The following is an 18561-nucleotide window of genomic DNA, read 5'->3' as shown; positions in this document are numbered from 1 at the left end:
GTTTTGAATTGTGTCAATTTTATTTTAATTGGTAATTTTCTTTATACACTATGTCTTTATTCCGGTTCAGGTGCACCCAATTCACTATATGTTTCGAGTAAATTGATTATTCCACTATAACGGCTGTACCATAGGCAATTATTTCAGAGGCATTCTGCATGACTGCAGACGTTTCCAGCCGGACGGCGATCACTGCGTTGGCACCTTTCCCGGCCGCCTCTTCCATCATTCTTTCAATGGCCTGATTCCTTGCTTCATCCATCAATTCACTATATTCGCTTATTTCTCCTCCCAGAATCGTTTTTAAACCGGCAATGATATCCTTACCAATATGCTTGGCTTGGACCGTGCTGCCTCGCACAAATCCTTTTAATTCCTTGACTTCCTTCCCTGGTACAAAATCAGTCGTTACAATGATCATTCCATTCTCTCCCTTTTCTTGAACTTCTTCCAGATTTTCTTTGCGAAGATGAAATAAAAAATCAGCGGCATAGGCGTTTGGATCAATCCCCATAGTCCCCAAAACCAATAATGATGTCCATTCTTCCTGGCATCAAGAAATAAGTAGATGCTCTGAGCAACGAGGACGGGGAGGATAAGCAATAGGAGATATATTTCTTCCTTCGTCATATCTTCTTCACCTGCTTGAAAAACGTCAGACTGCTGAAAATGGCTGCCCCAATAAACACAACACCTTGCAGTATTAGGAACAGTGCTGGTAATTTCACAAGTGAGATGGAAAAGATAATCAGCAGACAGCTTGCAATGATCATAAACAGGATTAGGTCACGTTTCAATTCCGCTTTCATCTCTTTTTGCTGCTGAAGAACGAATTGCTCAAACCATTCCTGGCTAGGAACAGCATCCTCAACTTCATTCTCTAAGGGCTCCATTCCTGCTTTAAGAATCTGTTCCAGTTCATGTTCTTTATTTGCTTGATGTTTGCTGTTCATCCAGTTTCAACTCCTTTCTTAACCGAAGAATGCCGTGATGAGTCCTTGACTTAACGGTTCCGGCGGGCAGTCCAATCATCTCTGATATTTCTTCATAGGAATAACCGTAATAATGCTTAAGGATAATCGGTATTCTCACCCCATCCTCCAAAGTCGATAACGCAGCCAGCGCATCATTCCACTCTTCATTTCTTGACTCCATACTCCATTTAAGGCTGCGGTAATTGGCTTCTTCTTTCTGCCAGTTCTTCTCTTTTCCCTTTTTCCTTTGGATATCGATATAGCGATTGGTTGCGATCGTGATCAGCCAGGAAGAAAACTTGGATTTCCCATTGAAAAGGTGGATTTTTTCTACTATTTTTGCCATCGTATCCTGCGCCAGCTCTTCAGCCTGATCTTTATTCATTGTCACTTTTATTAAATATTTCACTAAAAAAGGATAATGTTGCTTAAACAAGAAAGCAAAGGCTTCGTGGTCCCCTTTTTTTGCCCGTTTGATTAGTTCTCTCTCTTCCATCGCATTTTTCCCTTCTATGCGCCAGTGCGTACATTGATAATACGAATGATATGAAAAAACGTTCAAATTTATTTTATTCTTTTTATTGAATTAAAATAATCTCTATGATCCCTCATAGAGATTATCTTTCCACAACCTAACCATTTACAACTGCAGGCTTGATTTCCTCTTCTTTCATTAACTTAGGCAAAATCACTGAATAAAATGCCCCGACCACTAGTAAACAGCTTCCGACGAGCCAATAAAGCATTTCGACAGATACCACTGCAGGGAAGGTGGCAGCGATGATTCCGAGGGTGATCGATTGGGAAAGCATCATCAATGGATTGATCCATCCCTGCACTCTCCCCATCATCTTTGGATCGATGATACTCGGCAGCCAGCCCCCGATTGCAATGTTTACAAGCGGAAGCCCCAATGCAGCGATGAACACAATCATCATGAAGACCCATGTGGACGGCGCAAATGAAGCGGCAATGATGAACGTTCCTGAAATAACGAGGCCTGCGACGATCAATTGATTAAATTTAAATTTCTGGGTTAGCATCGAGGAAACAACGCTTCCGATCAAGACTCCCGAACCGAAAGCAATCCCCAGGATAATCGAATACTCTTCATACGAATCTGGAGCTAATTTGTATTTCAGTATGAATATCGGAATAACGGAGAAACCGCCGTTTACAATCCCAAAAACGACAAATCCGCTGATTAAAGAAAGAAGCAGTTTATGATTAAGAATATAGGAGAGCCCCGACTTGAAGTCCTTCATGACAGACGAAACATTTAAGTCTTTCCAAGTGTGCTTTCCATTCGGCTGACGCACTTCTTCTGGGATGACACATTTCTTGATCAAAACGGCACTTACGAAAAACGTAACGAAATCCACCAGGAGAGCCCCATATATCCCTGCGTTCCAATATACAAAAATCGCAATGGCATTCCCAAGCAGCATGAACAGGCTCATGACCATCTGATTCAACCCTGCTGCAGTTGAATAATCATCCTTTGAAAGTACTCCTTGCAGAATGGCTTGTTCAGCAGGAAAAAAGAACTTCTGAACTCCGCTGCGCAAAAACAGGACAGCAAATATTAAAGGAAGCCAGCCGATATAGACTGCTCCTAATAAGATCACTGTTAATACCGCACTAATCGTATCACAGTGATAGGCAATTTTCTGCCGGTCCATTCTATCTGCAAGCACCCCCACCAGGAAAAATACTACAAGAGTCGGCAGGGAATACATCATTTCTGTAATAGATGCATACATCGGCTGGTCTGAAAAGCGGTCCAAAAGGTAAAACATAAAAGCAGTAAGGCCGATTACGCTTCCCATATGAGACGTCAAATTAGCCAGGAACAACTTCAAAAAAATTGGATTCTTGAAGATTTCGATCATTTTTTTCATAGGAATCATCTCCACCATTTCTAATATATGTTAATTCTACCTCATCTCCCATTAAGCGATGAGCGTCTATTGGTGGTTCTTTCCTCCGCCTGAAGTCTGATGGCCCTTCATACTCCCTTATAAACGACGGAAAAGTTCATTCTCGATCGTATGATTCACTGTCTCCCATGATGTTTGATCACGTTCAATATGAATCCAATCCACGTTAGCTTTTGTCAAAATAGACTTTTCTAGCTTTACACGATGCGTCAGGTAACTTATAACCCCGTTAAAGTCATTTTTCAGGTCGTGATTCTTCCCGTATGCTTGTGTCGTGTAGTAATCCCTCACAAAATTGAACCACTGCCCTGATCGTTCAGACATGACATGTTTCAATGCTTTTCTGATATCATTCGGCTCTAAGTAAATAACCAGAGGCCGAAACTTCTTCACCTCATCAAGGAGATCCCTCACGAACCCTTCAATAAAATCTTCCTGCAAATCATTCCTGGCACTCAGAAACGTAGTGGGATTTTGCAGAAGACAGCAATCCAATATGTAAACAGCATCTGTTCCGGCAAGTATTCCACTGAACTGTTCCCATTTACTTTTAATGAGGGCGGTATACATTTCAGGTTCCTTGTTGTAGATATCATACCGGGAAATTTCATTAATGATATCCTCTGGGAATCGGTTGCTTTCTGCCATTTTTGCATAATGAACCAACACTCCATACTCGGTTCGCTCACAATAAAACTGTAAACCTTTCGCTGACTCACTATTACTTTTTTTAATAGAAGACAACTCCTCTTTAGACAGCAAAGCGACTCCCTCATAATCCGCAGGCTGATCCGGGTCCCCTTCTATGTATGCTTTTACAGGGAGACCCTTATCTTTTAAAACTCCTGATATCATTTGGACTGTAGATGTTTTTCCAGCCCCCGGTATTCCTTCCACAAAAATAACCCTTCCACTCATCCCCATCTCTCCTTTAACCAATATCATCCATTTTATCATTTGAATGACTAATGAAACCATAAAAAAAAGAATGACATACGATTATGCCATTCTTTTCATAGATACAACCATAAGCTATGATTCAAACGTGCCTTTTACGATTGCTTCTCCTTTCGCTACCATGACTTTACCTTTTGCCAATACCGTATCTACATTATAGGAATTCTTGTCCAGAAGGACCAAATCTGCATCCTTCCCAGCCTGAATATGTCCTTTTTGCGTTAATTTCAATATCTTTGCAGGGTTGGAGGTAATCACCCTAATAGCTGCTTCGAGAGGGATCTCTTCTTTCACAATTGACTCCCTTACCTCCTTATATAAACTAGAGACCTTCCCGATTTGAAGTCCGGCGAGTTCACCTTGTTCATCAAATAGTGGCAAACTGGCCTGTCCATCCGATGTAAAGGTAATTTGATCAATCGGTACCCCTGCGTCCAGCATACGTTTTAATCCCCTGCTGCATTTTACTTCCCCATCCTCCAAAAACTGAGGGATCGTGCTTGTAGTAAAGTCGACGTATCCTCCTTTTAGAGCATATTCAATTCCTGCCTCAAATAAATGGGAGTTACGATTGATATGGGTCGGGTAGAACTGTTTTCTTGGTATGTCTGTAGTTTCAATCACTTCTTCAATCAGTTTTAAATGATCCCGGCTGTCACCTACATGGATATTTACGATGCCTGACTTCCCGGAAAGCATCCCTCCTATACGTGCAGCGGAGGCGATCTTTGCAAGTTCATTGACTGTTGGCTGAGAAGACCTATGATCAGCGATGGCCACTTCTCCCACGCCAATGATGCGGTCAACCAATATGATGTCATCTTCGATTTTTCCAGTAAGAGTCTTAAGAGGCACCTGATAAGAGCCGGTCTGGACATAACAAGTGATCCCTTCCTCTTCCAGGGCCCTTGCCTTGGCAATCAGGCTTGGCATCGTTCTCGTGGTGCCGTCCGTGCCGATTACACCCACCAATGTCGTGATGCCGGAAAGAGTCGATTGGCTTAATTGTATTTCAGGTGTTCGGGTCTTGAAACTTCCTTCACCCCCGCCCCCTATGATATGTACATGAGAATCGATAAATCCTGGTACCACAAATTTGCCGTCCGCATCAATAACCTCTATGTCAACGAAATTTTTTGGAATGTCTATTTTCTTTTCTATATAACCAATTGTATCATTTACTATTAAAATATCTCTTTTCCCTAAGTAGTCTGGAGCGTATACTTCTCCGTTTTGAATCAATGTCAGCATGATGTTTGCCCCTTTCACAACCAATGAAGTTAAACGATGGCTGCATTCTGGATTTTTCAAATAGATCTTGCATGGCCCAACATTATTCAGAATCATCAAAATGAAGGGCCAGCAATATTTCATCAGAAATTAATTAAAGATGCTGTAACAACAAAGACCGATGACAGGATGAATAGGATCAGCATGAATTTAATAATGAATTTAACCCATACACCCCAATCCACACGGGCGGCTCCGAGAGTCCCCATTAAGGCGGCAGAGGTAGGAACGATTATATTGGTCAATCCATCTCCTAATTGGAACGCAAGCACAGCAACCTGTCGGGAAACACCCGCTATATCTGCGAGGGGGGCCATCAGTGGCATCGTCAAAGCAGCTTGCCCAGATCCTGAAACAACAAAGAAATTAAAGACTGATTGGAATAAATACATACACCAGGCGGATATTGCCTGAGGAAAATCACCGACAACCTGTCCTGCACCGAAAAGAATGGTATTCAAAACAGAAGGTGCATCCGGGGCATCCCCTCCAAGGATAATCACAATCCCTTTCGCCATGCCTACAACTAATGCTGCTGGCAGTAAATCTTTTGCACCGTCAATAAATCCATTGGCCACGTCATCCCACGACATGCTGTTCAGTTTAAATAGAACACCGATGATCCCTGCTGCGATACCGATCGTAAAGAATTGTGTTGCGATTTCAGGAATATAGTATGCGTGTTCCACTACTCCCCAGATAATCCATGCGATCCCTGCAGCAACAGTGAGGATGACAAGGGAATGTCCTAACGTGAATGTTGTATTTAAATTCTTCACTTTGCCTTCGTTACGGAAATATTCATCCGAAGAATAGGATAGACTTCTCTTTGGGTCTTTCTTGATATACTTTGCATACTTCCATGTATATATAATACCCACTAATGTGAACACAGCCCACATCACGATCCGGAAACCTGCCCCGGAAAGTACCGGAACGCCGGATACCCCTTGTGCAATCGCTACCCCAAAAGGATTCATCCAGGATGTTGCAAAACCGATTTGAGTAGCGACGTACGTGATCATGATTCCTGTAATGGGCATCATAGCCAATCGCAATCATAATCGGTACCAGAATCATGGCGAACGCGATGGCCTCTTCTCCCATTCCAAAAACGGCGCCACCCAATGAAAAAAGAAAGAACATGATGGGAATGATCAGGGACTCTTTCCCTTTTGTCCGTTCAATCACTTTCAGAATTCCCTCTTCTATTGCTCTTGTCTTCATAATTATTCCGAACGCGCCGCCAATGATCAAAATAAAAGCCACTACACCGACAGCCGATCCCCACTTATCACCAGATACGAGTCCTTCAAAAACATAATTTAAAAATCCAATTCCGCCTCCCGGCTCAAATAAACTTGTCCCTTCCCTGATCAAATTACCTTCATCATCCTTCAGGTAACGGAATGAATCAGGATTTAAGACTGTTTTGGTTTGTTCCTCCCCGTCTTTCATGTAGGTTAATTCTTCCGTTTCAAATTGGCCTTTCGGTACTACATAGGTCAGAATCGCAGCCGCCAGAACGACAAAAAAGACAATGATAAATGTATGCGGCACTTTCCACGCTTTTTGTTCTTTATCCATAACCAATCCCCCATTTTAATTATTTTCTTTTCATTATTACTCTTGCAAGTATTGTGCCAACCATAATTATCTGAAAATACACACTTTATATGCTATATTGGTTATTAAGGGTTTAATAACGATAACAACCATAAAAACCCTAAAACTACATTATATAAGGTGAGATATAGGTGAAACATGAATTAATTCTGCTGGCAGGAACAAAAGAAACAGAAAAAGCCCTTAAAAACCAATTACAGTCTGTTTTCAGAGATTTAATCTCAATTAAAAGCTTTGCATGTGATGATGGGATTTCTACCTTTTTTACTAAAAAACTGATTGTTTATTCATCATCCCTGATTGAAGATGAAGTGCATGATTATATTGATCACTCTTCCTGTACCATCATCAAAGCAAGAAGGACCGTTAATTATGAATATATTGACCGTATTTTTGAGCTTCCGTACGGTAAGAAGATCCTTTATGTAAATGACTTTCTCAAGACAGCACGTGAAGCTGTTTCCACCTTAAAAAGATTAGGGATCGATCATGTGGACTACATTCCTTATTCCCCCGGTGAAGAGATCGCCTATGATGTCGATACAGCCATTTCCCCTGGGGAAACTGCACTGATCCCTGACTCAATACCATTGAAAATTGATATTGGAGTACGGTTGATCGACCTTAATACCATCACCAGCATCATTCATCATTTTAAGCTTTCAGAACAAGTAACCTTTGATATCACCGACCGGTACACCAAAAAAATTATCGAGTTGAGTCAGAGGCTTGGAACAATCAATCGAAAAGCCAATACACTCAATAAGTTTTTGAACAAGGTTGTAGATGGGGTAAATGACGGGATATTGGCTTTTCAAGCACAAGGCGGGGAAATCACTATTTTCAATGAGGTGCTTGAGCAAATGCTTGGAATGTCAGCATCCAGCGCCAAGGGAAAAAAGCTTACACGCGTATTCAAAAATATTGAGCTTACTCATTTCTTAACCTCTATGGAAGATGAAGATCAGAAATACTTCACTCTAAGACAAAAAAACGTGATGGTATATCGCTTCCGCATGAAGTCTGAAGGCGTCATTGTAGCTACATTCAAAGACTTGGAAGAAACCATTGAGATGGAAAAAGTGCGCAGACTGGAATTACAAAGAAGCGGCCACATTGCTAAATATACATTTGGTAGTATTTTAGGCAGCAGTACCGAGATTTCTGAAACCATTGCAATTGCCCGTAAACTCGCCAGAAGCGAGCTTCCTATATTGATCATTGGAGAGACAGGGACAGGAAAAGAATTATTCTCAAGCGCCATGCACAATGAATCTTCACGATGCACGAGCCCGTATCTTGCTGTAAACTGCAGCGCTCTTTCAGAGGACCTCTTAGAGAGTGAACTATTTGGTTACGTTGAAGGAGCATTCACCGGAGCTTTAAAGGGCGGGAAAAAAGGATTATTCGAACAGGCTGACGGAGGCACATTATTTCTTGATGAAATCGGTGATATCAGCATGAAGCTTCAAACCCGATTGCTGAGAGCGCTTGAAGAAATGGAAGTCAGAAGGATTGGCGGGAACAAAAATATCCCAGTAGATGTGCGAATCATTGCAGCTACCAATAAAAACTTGGCTAAACTAATCGCAGAAGGAACGTTCCGGGAAGATCTCTACCATCGATTGAAAATATTATCCTTAACGCTGCCGAGTTTACGTGAACGTTCTGAAGATATCCCTGAGTTGATTCAATACTTTCTTCATTCCGAACAAAGCAGAATAACCCAAGTTGATCACGAATTGTTGACTGTATTAAGTCAGGCAAGATGGACAGGCAATGTCAGAGAACTAAAAAACACACTGCTGTACATGATAACCATCTCTGAGGAAGAACGATTAACAATCGATTTATTACCTAAAAACGATCATAATTTTTCAAAAAACGATCACACTAAGAAGAATAATGCATTTTCCTTAACAAAAACAGAAGAATACCGAAACATCCTTACTGTATTGACCGGATGGTATAAAGAAGGAAAAAGAGCAAGCAGAGAGAAGCTTTCTTCTGACTTACATGGTACTTCCACTCCTCTGACAATCCAGCAAATCAGGACCAGACTAAGTGAACTTCAAAAGCTTGGCTATGTTGTCGTTAACAGAGGAAGAAAAGGCACTGAAATAACGAAAGCCGGACTAAAATGGGTAAAAAATAAGGAAGAATGTTTCGAGTAGAAAGCAACCGGGTAACAATACACTAACCGGTTGAACAAGAAGCAAAAACATACTATTGATAACTATAAGTCGAGGTGAATCACATGTTACGTACAATCCTAATGGTCATTGGTGCAATTGTAGTAATTGGCTGGATCATCAGCATGCTATAATCATTCATTTAAATTAATCAGCTATCATAAGTTTATATGTGTAACATGAAAGAGCAGGATAGATCTTCCCCCTATCCTGCTCTTTCTTTGGCTGCCATTGATCCTATAGGAAGTTTATGGCGATTCATCTTAAGTGATTAAACTTTCGTGAAATGGGGTAAATAACGTATATCCTACAAATGAGGTGATCATATGTATAAGCACTTACTAGTAGCTTATGACGAAACTGACGGCAGTAAAAAAGCTTTAGATGAAGCGTTAACGTTAACTAAATTATCACCAGATACAAAACTAACGGTCCTTTATGTTTCTGAAGAAAAAGGGACAACAGAAACCCGCGATCATTATACGCCTACACATGCGATTGCGGATACAGCTCCTGGATTTGATAATCAGTACATTGGGAATTTATCCGGTTCCCGCCAAGAAAAATTAAACTCCAATCAAGCAGTAGAGAGCAACCAAGGGATCACGGCACCATCTTCTTCCCATGACATCTTGAGAAATGTAAAAGAAAAATTAACTCCTTACCAGCTTAACACCAATTTTGTTCACCTTTCAGGCTCGGAAGCGAAGAGGATTTGTGAATATGCAAAAGAAAACAATGTAGATCTGGTCCTTGTTGGTCATACCGGGAAGTCAAATCTAAAAAAATGGGTTCTTGGAAGTGTCAGTGAAAAAATTGCACATGATTGTGAAACAAGTGTCCTGCTAGTTAAATAACATACAAAGAGAGAAGGCACTTGATTATCCAAGTGCCTTCTCTCTTTGTCATTTGGTTGAGGAAATCTCATCAAACCGACCGTGTGAAGCCTCTTCATTGAAGCTGCTGTATATACGGTAGTAATTTTCATCCAAGATGCGGTAATGTTTACTGAAAAGATTTTGCTGAAGGACGTATCCTCCATTCTTCTTTATTTCCTTCCACCACATTTTACCGCCCAGCGTTTTTTCTTTCCGAAAGTCCATTTCTTCACGCGCCAATGTCTCAATTACTTCAAGCGGCTCTCCACCTAAATTGGATGCTAATGTTTCGTTGTCCCTAAACAAGGCACAAACGGCAATCACTGCTGTCCAACTTGCATCCACTCTTCTTTTCTCAATTTGAACAAGGGTCTTTTTAGAGAGCCCAATCACATTCGCCATTTTATCTTGTGTGTAGCCTGCTTCCGTCCTGATTAACCGCAGCTTATCCGAAATGATGCGGATTATTTCTTCTTTCGTCATGGGAACACCTGCTTTTTAAAACTTAGTGTAATATTACACCAACCGACTTCTACAATTCAACTAATTAAATCTGCGTAAAAAAAGAAGATAACCGCAAACAAAGCGATTATCTCCTTTATATTAAACGTCTCCTCTTTGTTCCTTGATTGTACGCTTCTTCTCGCTTTCGGAAACAAACAAAGCACACGCTGCGTCTCCTGAAATATTGATGGCTGTTCTGGCCATATCAAGCAAACGGTCAATTCCAAGAATCAAGCCGATCCCTTCGACAGGAAGACCAACTGAACTCAATACCATTGCAAGCAGGATCAATCCGACACCCGGAACACCCGCTGTACCGATACTGGCAAGGACAGCTGTCAATACGACGGTAACTAACTGCTCAAGAGTAAGGTCGATGCCATAAACCTGTGCGATGAAGATTGTGGCGACACCCTGCATAATGGCAGTACCATCCATATTGATCGTAGCCCCTAATGGCTGTACGAATGAACTTACCGGTTTCGAAACTTTCAACCTCTCCTGTGCCACTTCCATTGAGAGCGGCAGGGTAGCATTACTGCTGGAAGTACTGAACCCGACACTCATGGCTGGGCTGAAATTCTTGAAGAACCAGAAAGGATTTTTCTTTGCCAGCAAGAGTATGGTGCCGCCGTACGTAATGATTGCGTGAATGATCAGTGCAGCTAATACCACGACAAAGTACAGCCACATTGCCTTAAGGGCACTCATTCCCTGACTTCCGATGGCCGAAGCGATAAGGCCGAATGTTCCATACGGAGCAAACTTCATCACCAGTGTCACAAGGTACATCATTAATTCATTACCCTGTTCGACTAATTTCAAGATTCCTTTTGTCTTTTCGCCCAGGGCAGTCAGACCCAATCCGATGAAGATGGCAAATGCAATGATTTGAAGCATGTTCCCTTCCGTCATGGCGGTCAAAGGATTCTTAGGGATGATATTCATAATTGTCTCCCCGACTGGAGGAGCCTCTTCAGATTTAAATTCCTCTGCCTGGTTGCGGTCGATTCCTTCCACCATTCCAGGATCGATAACGTTTGCTAATGTCAATCCGATGACAATGGCAATACATGTGGTCAGCAAAAAGTAAACAATTGTTTTTAATCCGATTCTCCCAAGCTTTTTCGGGTCACCAAGACCGGCAGACCCCAGAACGATGGATAGGAACACGATAGGCACGACCAGCATGCTGATCAAGTTCAAGAAAATCTTACCAAGCGGGGTGAATAAATAAGGATCCAATATATCGAATACATCTTTAGCAAATATATTTAGAGCCAGTCCTACCAAAGCCCCTAGAATAAGGGCAAGGATGATCTTTGTTGTTAAGTTGAATTTCATTGATGTACCTCCTTATAAAAAATAAAAATAGGATTTCTAAAATTGCACAAAATAATTTACAGATGTTTACCCTCTTATCAAAATTTCAAACCTGCACTTTTTATCTAAATTTTAATATGCCCTTACAGTCTCTCAATGATTTTCCCTTTACCATTATACTGATTAATTTAAAAATTAAATTAGTTTCTCTCTAATTTCAATCTTTTCTACTATGTAAAAAAAGTTTCATTCCATAAAAAAAGGGATTTGTTAATCACTTTTACCTATAGAATTATTTCCAGAAACTTTCATTGCTCTTATTGATTACTTTTCAAGATCTTGGGTAAATAGTAGTTACAGCATGAAAACAGAAAGGAACATAACTATGAATAAAACTGTCTACTTTCTTTCAAGCAGCCAGCAGCGCAGTTTAATGGCTGAAGGCTGGGCCGAGAAACTTTCTGTTCCAAACTGGTCTTTTAAGAGTGCCGGATGGGTTGAAGAGACTGATCAAGAGCTTTCTACCCTTGCAATGAAAGAATTATGTATTGATATTAGTTCATTCCCGCGTACACAAATTAAGATATCTGACTTAGATCAAGCATCGGTGATTGTGAAGATTCATGATACTGAATTTGATGAAGACATCACACTTCCATCTGATTTAGAAAAAAAAGTCATCTGTTGGAATCTTCCAAATCCGAAAAAGCGAGGCACGAATCAAATGGACAAATGGGCAAGATATCAGGAAATTTGTGATGAAATAGCTTTAAAAGTAAAAAGTCTCGAAACAATCCTCCCCTATTTCAATTGATAGGACTGATGATCATTTTATTTTCAAATGTCATCAGTCCTTTTTTTGTAATAACATCAAGTAAAATACTCCAGCTTTGCATTAGGGAAAAATTCTTCCATATATGAATATAGTCGGTCCTTCAATTCCTGCTCTTCATCCTTCTGATAAATATACTTACCAATTCCATACTTCCCCCACTTATAACGGCGTTCTTCTTCATTTAGTTCAAGCTTTGTCATGGGATAGTTTTTTTCGATCACCCGTTTTGCCGGTTTTGTGAATCGGTGCTGAATGAATTCAAATGTTAAATCTTGTTTCGCTTCCGGAGGAAGATGTTGATTGAGATGCTCAAACATTTTTCTGTACCCTTCTTCCCACCCATCATGTATATATATAGGTGCTACGATGAATCCAAGAGGATACCCTGCCCTTGCGACTTTACCTGCAGCCTCCAGTCGTTTGTCGAGAGGTGAGGTGCCAGGCTCGAAATTTTTGATGACATAGTCAGCATTGATGCTGAATCTGAATCTTGTCTTGCCATTATGTTTCGCATCGAGTAAATGGTCGACGTGGTGAAACTTTGTCACAAACCTTAGTTTACCGTGTTCCGACTCTCCAAAATGTTCGATTGCACGCTTAAGGGTATGGGTAAGGTGATCTACACCAACAATATCCGAGGTACATGCTGCTTCAAACCTTGTCATTTCCGGTACTCTTTCAGCTATATATTGATCTGCAGCTTCCAGGATTTCATCTACATTTACATAAGTGCGGATATAGGGCTTGCTCCCCATTGTCGTCTGTAAATAACAATAATGGCAGTGCCCCATGCAGCCGGTAGCGAATGGGATGGCATATTCAGCGGATGGTTTGGACGTATCGAATTTTAATGTTTTTCTGACCCCTACCACCAGGGTGGATTTTGCTATTCTGTATTTTTGGAAATGGTTCTCACCCGGGAGATTTCTTACCTGATTATGTGAAGTCGTGTACCGTATTTCAACATTCATTTTTTCAAACTTTTCTTTAAGCTCTTTCCCGAGTGGATACTCCAACGCACCCGGTTCAAAATAAACTAGCTGTGGAGTGAACGGTTTAACCATGTTTCATCCCCCTATAGATCCCCAAATGATTGGCTGTATACCTGCTCTGCTTCTGCTTCAGAAGCGTATACAGCCAAATCATCTGTCAGGGGATAATAAGTTTCATATAAAAATAAAGCTAATTCTTCCGGGTTTTCCGGGTTTTTAACGACTGCGGCTTCTTGCACATTTGCAACACTTTGAGTATGGGGATTGCGATATATTACATAAACCACGTCTCCTGCATCATATGGAATACCTTGATTATTCTCGTCCATCATCTTCACCTTCTCATTTTATTTGGCCTTTTCAAGACAGCTCTTTCACGTATGCATTGCTTTCATTTTTTCTCAGAAAGCGAAGAATTATAATGGTAAAAGATGTTTCGTGCTTCATGCCGGAACTCCCGCCTTGCGTCAGAAGTCGGTAAGTGATTCCAAATACCTTGTATCGCTAATCATAAAATCAACTTTATTCACATGATATTCGACCTCTTTCATATGACCCCGTTGTGAGTAAAATAACGTATATTGAAGAAAGAAAAGAATGACCAGGGGTGGAATGGAGAGTATTTCCCTTTTCCTTAACTTTTTATTTTTGGTGTATCCCTTAAGGATTTGGTGTATTTTCTTAAGAGAATGGGTGGGATCAGACTGTCTTCCCGTATCTCGCAGGATACTAGTGATTAGGTAGGCGATATCTGCCACACGGGGAGCTATCCTGATTCTTTCAAAGTCGACAAGTCCGCTGATATCCTGTCCCTGCCACAAAAAATTACGTAAATGCAAGTCGCTGTGTACTAGCTGTGGAGGCAGTTGTTCATATAGCCGTTCATGCTGGGCGATTCCAGCGTATACTCTTTTTCCCCATTCATTCAATTCGGGATTTGGTACAGAGAGCCAGCTTTTCAAATATCCATAAACATTCCAAACTGCTGTTTCCTTTTTATACGGATACCTTTCTAACGCTTGGTGAAATCTTGCCAGATAAACTCCGAGCGAAAAAGAATGTTGAGAAGTCACGAAACTGCTGTTATAGAATGAAGTCCCATCAAGGGAAGCATATAAGGAATAAAAGCTTTCATCTGAGTTGATGAACACTTCTCCTTTATTGGTCAAAAGTGGTGTTTCTACAGGAAAGCCTTTTCGGACCAAATACTGTGTGATGAGGTATTCTTCCAAGCGTTCAGTCGAGGAGGTTCCATTTCTCTTTTTTAAATAGAATGTGTTCCCTCCAGAGGTAACTTTCATTATGTTGGATTGAAGACTGATGATGTTCACTTTTTCAAGATTCCAATTCGGTAAAAGGTCTATCATTTTTAATTCATTCCATATCATAGTAAGATACAATTTAGTATTACTTATTGATAGTAACAGCATACTGACGGGAAATGGGGTATACATATGGAAAGAATCGCACTGAATGAAAATCTATCTTTTTCCCGCATCGTACATGGATTATGGAGACTTTCAGAATGGGATCAATCAAAGGAAGAGACATTATCATTGATTCAATACAATCTTGAAAACGGCATTACTACATTTGACCATGCTGATATTTATGGCTCTTACACTTGTGAGGAGATGTTCGGGGATGCGCTTTCTCTGAAACCATCTCTCAGAGAAGAGATGGAAATTGTAACGAAATGCGGCATCGTGCTTCCATCTAAAAACCGTCCACATCACCAAACGCACCATTACAATACAAGTAAACAGCATATATTGTATTCTGTGGAACAATCATTGAAAAATCTGCGCACTGATTATATCGATGTACTGCTCATACACCGCCCTGACCCGTTCATGGATGGTGAAGAAGTAGCCGAAGCCTTTACCCAGCTGAAGGAACAAGGAAAGGTCCGCCATTTCGGAGTATCCAATTTCAAAGAACATCAATGGAACATGCTGCAATCATACCTGCCATTTCCATTGGTGACTAACCAGATTGAGCTATCCGCTTACCAGCTTGAAAATTTTGAAGATGGCACACTGAATCTCTGTCAGGAAAAAAGGGTGGCACCGATGGCTTGGTCCCCGCTTGCAGGTGGAAATATCTTCACCGGTCAAGATGAGAAAGCCGTCCGCTTGCGCGAAACTCTGAAGAAAATCCAAGTTGAGACAGAAGCAGAAGGTATCGACTCCCTTCTTTATGCCTGGTTGTTGAATCATCCTGCAGGCATTATGCCGATTGTCGGTTCAGGAAAAAAAGAACGCATACAGAAAGCGATCGACTCTTTAGAGCTGAAATTGAATCATGATCAGTGGTTTGAGATTCTGCAAAGCTCCATGGGTCATGACGTTCCATAAAAAAGCATAAAAAAAGACGATCCTTCCCAAAAGGTTCGTCTTTTTAACTTATTAGATCGTTATTGCTTACATAATACTCAATGTATACTTCCTGAAGTTCGCTCATCGATAATTCGTAAAGCTGTTTGCCAAAATATTTATAAACGCCTATTCTCAATAGTTGTTGTATATAAAAGTCTTTTTTCAATTCAGTTGATTTCACATTGTTTGGTTTACTTTCCTGGTGCAGCATTTTTCATCCCTCCACTTGGGGATATACCCCATTGAGGGATTGTGTTAAACCAACGGATCGTTTTTTACCAAAATTTACTTTGAGAATAATAAACTCCCTTTATTTCAGCGAAGGTTCCTAATACCGCTATTGATTTCCTTGCAAGACTTCGCTTTCCGCGGGTTAGAAAAGCGGAAGGGCTTTGATCAGAGGCGGGTGGCATAAGGCGAATCGGCCACGAAGGCGGTCTTTGCCTTCTTGGACGAGTTGACTTATGACATGTGCCTCTAAGCCCTGGAGCTGGATAAGTCTCACCTGACTCGCTTTTTCCGCAGGAGTCTCCGTCTTGCACTCCAATCAACCGCTGGAAAAGCTGAAAACATAAGAGAGTACATTAGAATCAAACCTAATGGAGTTTAGGTCTAGGATACGAATTCGTTCTGGTTTTATTTGGACTAAAACACTTTTACCGGGCTCAATAAAAAAAGCCCGGGTTCGTAACCTGGGCTTAGTCTTCTTAATTCTGCTGAAGCTGTTTTTTCCTGTCTCGTTTAATGAAGAAATCAAGTCCTGCCCAGAAAACGACCGAAATAATTGCAAAATACGCAATGGCAAAATAAATGTCTTCCGTTTTCCACTCAAGTTTGGGAATCATAAGCCCCAACCCGCCTGATACTACATAATAAACCCCAATCAATTGCAGGTAGACCTTTCTTGGCGTTTCTATATTCTCCACATAGCCTTTTCCTGCTTTCCCGAAGAAAATAGCTATTCCTCTTAAAATAATATAAGCAGAAAAGGCTATGATGATCGCTACAACAAACTCTTGATTAAATACGTCTGCCATACTCACTCTCCTTTCCGACTATCCAGTTTCTCTATTTTTTGCGGTTATATCCCCGGCATCAGACATGAAGTTTTAATCTATTATGTCTGTTTACCCTCTCTCATTTTGCATTTATGTAAAGGAATAGTGTTATCTACACCTTATCACGAACGAGCAGAGAATGGGTAATTGTTCAATCCTTTTTAAAGGATAAACCCATTAATAATGAATTTCAAGTAAATCTTCCTTATAATTTTTACTATTTATTGACTCTTATTTTTTATAAAAATCACATAAAGCCTGCGGCTAAAGGAAGAATAACAACAAATGAATAATCAGAGGTGAATTATGACTAGCATTATTGTTGGATTACTCCTGCTTATGTTATTGGCTTATTTGGGCTGGTCCATCATCTGGATCGCCCCGTTGGTGGCAGGATTGGTTGCTCTCATGAGTGGACTGGATCTGCTGCCTGCATATACAGAAACCTATATGACAGGCTTTGTGGATTTTGCAAAAGAATGGTTTCCGGTGTTTCTCTTCGGGGCCATTTTCGGAAAGCTGATGGAAGATGTGGGGGCTGCGCAATCTGTAGCTTATAAAATTACGAGCATCATCGGAAAGGACCGTGCGATTCTGGGGGTGCTCATTGCAGCAGCCGTCTTGACTTACGGGGGCGTCAGCCTGTTCGTGGTGGTCTTTGCAATCTATCCTTTGGCCATCGCCATGTTCAGGGAGGCAGACATTACGAGGAAACTGCTGCCCCCGGTCTTTGTGCTTGGGGCCTTCACCTTTACGATGACAGCGATTCCCGGTACACCTCAAATTCAGAACTTGATACCGATGGATTATTTTAAGACGACCCCGACCGCCGCACCCATCATCGGGATTGTCGGGGGATTGATCATGGCGGCAGGTGGATATTTTTATCTAAGATGGCGTCAAAGCATGTTCACGAAAAAAGGAGATACGTTCACAGAGCCTAAAGAAGGCAACGAAGTAAAGGAAATAAATAAAGATGAGCTGCCTAATTTCTATTTGTCCTTTTTACCGTTAGTGATTGTTGTCGTTACCTTGAATGTTTTTGATTGGAATATCTTAACTTCCCTGCTGGTGGGGATCCTTGCCATACTATTGATAAATTTCAAGCATTTCAAGAAATTCATCGCATCCATAAACGGTGGTGCCAAAGGTTCTGTCATGGCGGTCATCAATACAAGTGCCGCTGTTGGATTCGGTGCCGTGGTCACTGCCGCTCCTGGTTTCAAGACGCTGACGAATTTGATTCTTGGCATCAAGGGAAACCCGGTTATTTCAGAAGCCATCGCCGTCCAGGTGCTGGCTGCGATTACAGGTTCTGCTTCGGGAGGGATGGGCATTGCACTCGAGGCATTGGGTGATAAATATTATGAGCTCTCCCAGACAACCGGAATCAGTGCAGAAGCCTTTCACAGAATCGCTTCCATCTCATCCGGTGCATCCATCCTGCCTCATAACGGGGCACTGCTGACACTGTTTGCAGTGACTGGCCTAACCCACAAAGACTCATATCTAGATGTAGCAGTTGTCGGTTTATTAATTCCGACTGTAGCTGAAATTGTCTCCATCATTTTAGCGAATATGGGCATTTATTAATTTGAAACGGATAACAATTAT

At 41.2% G+C, this 18561-nt stretch carries 20 protein-coding genes and 1 pseudogene; 5 read left to right on the top strand and 16 right to left on the bottom strand.

All coding sequences use genetic code 11. The annotated features are described in order from the left end of the window. Positions 1–106 precede the first annotated feature (106 nt). The 9 genes and pseudogenes from HWX64_RS06030 to HWX64_RS21870 form a co-directional block, all read right to left on the bottom strand. Positions 107–421: a YbjQ family protein gene (locus HWX64_RS06030; protein ID WP_175988164.1), complete on the bottom strand. Its 315-nt coding sequence runs from the start codon at positions 419–421 to the stop codon at positions 107–109. Continuing rightward, complete coding sequence (locus tag HWX64_RS06025; RefSeq protein WP_175988162.1) at positions 418–630, bottom strand: sigmaY antisigma factor component; 213 nt, start codon at positions 628–630, stop codon at positions 418–420. The genes HWX64_RS06030 and HWX64_RS06025 overlap by 4 nt, the downstream gene beginning before the upstream one ends. Beyond that, the gene (locus tag HWX64_RS06020) at positions 627–953 is read right to left on the bottom strand and encodes a YxlC family protein (protein ID WP_175988160.1); all 327 of its coding nucleotides are present in this window, start codon (positions 951–953) and stop codon (positions 627–629) included. Before HWX64_RS06020 ends, HWX64_RS06025 begins: the two co-directional genes overlap by 4 nt. Further along, positions 928–1470 (bottom strand): RNA polymerase sigma factor SigY, encoded by a 543-nt coding sequence (sigY, locus tag HWX64_RS06015; protein WP_175988158.1) that lies wholly within the window; start codon positions 1468–1470, stop codon positions 928–930. The genes HWX64_RS06020 and sigY overlap by 26 nt, the downstream gene beginning before the upstream one ends. A 136-nt stretch (positions 1471–1606) precedes the next feature. Next, positions 1607–2875 carry an MFS transporter gene (locus HWX64_RS06010; RefSeq protein ID WP_175988156.1) on the bottom strand — a complete coding sequence of 423 codons (1269 nt, stop codon included), beginning with the start codon at positions 2873–2875 and terminating at the stop codon, positions 1607–1609. Between the two features lie 117 nt (positions 2876–2992). After that, positions 2993–3832 carry a hypothetical protein gene (locus HWX64_RS06005; RefSeq protein ID WP_175988153.1) on the bottom strand — a complete coding sequence of 280 codons (840 nt, stop codon included), beginning with the start codon at positions 3830–3832 and terminating at the stop codon, positions 2993–2995. Between the two features lie 114 nt (positions 3833–3946). Further along, positions 3947–5122: a beta-aspartyl-peptidase gene (iadA, locus tag HWX64_RS06000; protein ID WP_175988151.1), complete on the bottom strand. Its 1176-nt coding sequence runs from the start codon at positions 5120–5122 to the stop codon at positions 3947–3949. A gap of 122 nt (positions 5123–5244) precedes the next feature. Next, entirely contained in the window at positions 5245–6186 is a 942-nt protein-coding gene (gene yfcC, locus HWX64_RS21875) for a putative basic amino acid antiporter YfcC (protein ID WP_254871116.1), read from the bottom strand. Positions 6187–6259: 73 nt separating this feature from the next. Beyond that, positions 6260–6748, bottom strand: a pseudogene (locus tag HWX64_RS21870) (hypothetical protein); the annotation flags it as partial. A gap of 170 nt (positions 6749–6918) precedes the next feature. On the opposite strand from HWX64_RS21870, the gene HWX64_RS05990 reads away from it, so the two are divergent. After that, positions 6919–8961 (top strand): sigma-54-dependent Fis family transcriptional regulator, encoded by a 2043-nt coding sequence (locus tag HWX64_RS05990; protein WP_175988149.1) that lies wholly within the window; start codon positions 6919–6921, stop codon positions 8959–8961. Positions 8962–9305: 344 nt separating this feature from the next. After that, a complete protein-coding gene (locus HWX64_RS05985; RefSeq protein ID WP_175988147.1) occupies positions 9306–9836 on the top strand; it encodes a universal stress protein in 531 nt (176 codons plus the stop codon). A 48-nt stretch (positions 9837–9884) separates the two neighbouring features. Here HWX64_RS05985 and HWX64_RS05980 read toward each other — a convergent pair whose 3' ends face one another. Further along, the gene (locus HWX64_RS05980; RefSeq protein ID WP_175988145.1) at positions 9885–10340 is read right to left on the bottom strand and encodes a helix-turn-helix transcriptional regulator; all 456 of its coding nucleotides are present in this window, start codon (positions 10338–10340) and stop codon (positions 9885–9887) included. Between the two features lie 120 nt (positions 10341–10460). Next, positions 10461–11705, bottom strand: a complete 1245-nt coding sequence (locus HWX64_RS05975; RefSeq protein WP_175988143.1) for a dicarboxylate/amino acid:cation symporter — start codon at positions 11703–11705, stop codon at positions 10461–10463. A 340-nt stretch (positions 11706–12045) separates the two neighbouring features. On the opposite strand from HWX64_RS05975, the gene HWX64_RS05970 reads away from it, so the two are divergent. Continuing rightward, on the top strand, positions 12046–12498 hold the full coding sequence (locus tag HWX64_RS05970; protein WP_175988141.1) for a phosphatase: 453 nt from the start codon (positions 12046–12048) through the stop codon (positions 12496–12498). A 56-nt stretch (positions 12499–12554) separates the two neighbouring features. Here HWX64_RS05970 and splB read toward each other — a convergent pair whose 3' ends face one another. The 3 genes from splB to HWX64_RS05955 all read right to left on the bottom strand — a co-directional run bounded on the left by splB (position 12555) and on the right by HWX64_RS05955 (position 14878). Next, positions 12555–13583 carry a spore photoproduct lyase gene (gene splB, locus HWX64_RS05965; RefSeq protein ID WP_175988139.1) on the bottom strand — a complete coding sequence of 343 codons (1029 nt, stop codon included), beginning with the start codon at positions 13581–13583 and terminating at the stop codon, positions 12555–12557. Positions 13584–13594: 11 nt separating this feature from the next. Next, positions 13595–13840, bottom strand: a complete 246-nt coding sequence (locus tag HWX64_RS05960; protein ID WP_175989660.1) for a transcriptional regulator SplA domain-containing protein — start codon at positions 13838–13840, stop codon at positions 13595–13597. Positions 13841–13978: 138 nt separating this feature from the next. Further along, positions 13979–14878, bottom strand: a complete 900-nt coding sequence (locus tag HWX64_RS05955; protein ID WP_175988137.1) for a phosphotransferase enzyme family protein — start codon at positions 14876–14878, stop codon at positions 13979–13981. A gap of 87 nt (positions 14879–14965) precedes the next feature. Here HWX64_RS05955 and HWX64_RS05950 point away from each other — a divergent pair, with 87 nt between their 5' ends. Further along, positions 14966–15868 (top strand): aldo/keto reductase family oxidoreductase, encoded by a 903-nt coding sequence (locus HWX64_RS05950; protein WP_175988135.1) that lies wholly within the window; start codon positions 14966–14968, stop codon positions 15866–15868. Positions 15869–15911: 43 nt separating this feature from the next. Here the strand turns inward: HWX64_RS05950 and HWX64_RS05945 are convergent, their stop codons facing one another. Next, positions 15912–16100 carry a Fur-regulated basic protein FbpA gene (locus HWX64_RS05945; RefSeq protein ID WP_175988133.1) on the bottom strand — a complete coding sequence of 63 codons (189 nt, stop codon included), beginning with the start codon at positions 16098–16100 and terminating at the stop codon, positions 15912–15914. A 496-nt stretch (positions 16101–16596) separates the two neighbouring features. Next, on the bottom strand, positions 16597–16926 hold the full coding sequence (locus HWX64_RS05940) for a hypothetical protein (protein ID WP_175988130.1): 330 nt from the start codon (positions 16924–16926) through the stop codon (positions 16597–16599). A gap of 327 nt (positions 16927–17253) precedes the next feature. Here HWX64_RS05940 and HWX64_RS05935 point away from each other — a divergent pair, with 327 nt between their 5' ends. Beyond that, complete coding sequence (locus HWX64_RS05935; protein ID WP_175988128.1) at positions 17254–18540, top strand: GntP family permease; 1287 nt, start codon at positions 17254–17256, stop codon at positions 18538–18540. Positions 18541–18561: the final 21 nt, after the last annotated feature.

It is taken from the genome of Bacillus sp. Marseille-Q1617, assembly GCF_903645295.1.
Lineage (GTDB): Bacteria > Bacillota > Bacilli > Bacillales > Bacillaceae_B > Rossellomorea.
The sequence above is the reverse complement of the archived record's forward strand: the minus strand, read 5'-3'. Positions and strand labels throughout refer to the sequence as shown.

What these genes read in the sequence shown, in the direction of transcription:
- HWX64_RS06030 (WP_175988164.1), bottom strand. Translation starts at nt 421, where the DNA reads ATGATCATTGTAACGACTGATTTTGTACCAGGGAAGGAAGTCAAGGAA.
- HWX64_RS06025 (WP_175988162.1), bottom strand. Translation starts at nt 630, where the DNA reads ATGACGAAGGAAGAAATATATCTCCTATTGCTTATCCTCCCCGTCCTC.
- HWX64_RS06020 (WP_175988160.1), bottom strand. Translation starts at nt 953, where the DNA reads ATGAACAGCAAACATCAAGCAAATAAAGAACATGAACTGGAACAGATT.
- sigY (WP_175988158.1), bottom strand. Translation starts at nt 1,470, where the DNA reads ATGGAAGAGAGAGAACTAATCAAACGGGCAAAAAAAGGGGACCACGAA.
- HWX64_RS06010 (WP_175988156.1), bottom strand. Translation starts at nt 2,875, where the DNA reads ATGAAAAAAATGATCGAAATCTTCAAGAATCCAATTTTTTTGAAGTTG.
- HWX64_RS06005 (WP_175988153.1), bottom strand. Translation starts at nt 3,832, where the DNA reads ATGAGTGGAAGGGTTATTTTTGTGGAAGGAATACCGGGGGCTGGAAAA.
- iadA (WP_175988151.1), bottom strand. Translation starts at nt 5,122, where the DNA reads ATGCTGACATTGATTCAAAACGGAGAAGTATACGCTCCAGACTACTTA.
- yfcC (WP_254871116.1), bottom strand. Translation starts at nt 6,186, where the DNA reads ATGATCACGTACGTCGCTACTCAAATCGGTTTTGCAACATCCTGGATG.
- HWX64_RS05985 (WP_175988147.1), top strand. Translation starts at nt 9,306, where the DNA reads ATGTATAAGCACTTACTAGTAGCTTATGACGAAACTGACGGCAGTAAA.
- HWX64_RS05980 (WP_175988145.1), bottom strand. Translation starts at nt 10,340, where the DNA reads ATGACGAAAGAAGAAATAATCCGCATCATTTCGGATAAGCTGCGGTTA.
- HWX64_RS05975 (WP_175988143.1), bottom strand. Translation starts at nt 11,705, where the DNA reads ATGAAATTCAACTTAACAACAAAGATCATCCTTGCCCTTATTCTAGGG.
- HWX64_RS05970 (WP_175988141.1), top strand. Translation starts at nt 12,046, where the DNA reads ATGAAAACAGAAAGGAACATAACTATGAATAAAACTGTCTACTTTCTT.
- splB (WP_175988139.1), bottom strand. Translation starts at nt 13,583, where the DNA reads ATGGTTAAACCGTTCACTCCACAGCTAGTTTATTTTGAACCGGGTGCG.
- HWX64_RS05960 (WP_175989660.1), bottom strand. Translation starts at nt 13,840, where the DNA reads ATGGACGAGAATAATCAAGGTATTCCATATGATGCAGGAGACGTGGTT.
- HWX64_RS05955 (WP_175988137.1), bottom strand. Translation starts at nt 14,878, where the DNA reads ATGATAGACCTTTTACCGAATTGGAATCTTGAAAAAGTGAACATCATC.
- HWX64_RS05950 (WP_175988135.1), top strand. Translation starts at nt 14,966, where the DNA reads ATGGAAAGAATCGCACTGAATGAAAATCTATCTTTTTCCCGCATCGTA.
- HWX64_RS05945 (WP_175988133.1), bottom strand. Translation starts at nt 16,100, where the DNA reads ATGCTGCACCAGGAAAGTAAACCAAACAATGTGAAATCAACTGAATTG.
- HWX64_RS05940 (WP_175988130.1), bottom strand. Translation starts at nt 16,926, where the DNA reads ATGGCAGACGTATTTAATCAAGAGTTTGTTGTAGCGATCATCATAGCC.
- HWX64_RS05935 (WP_175988128.1), top strand. Translation starts at nt 17,254, where the DNA reads ATGACTAGCATTATTGTTGGATTACTCCTGCTTATGTTATTGGCTTAT.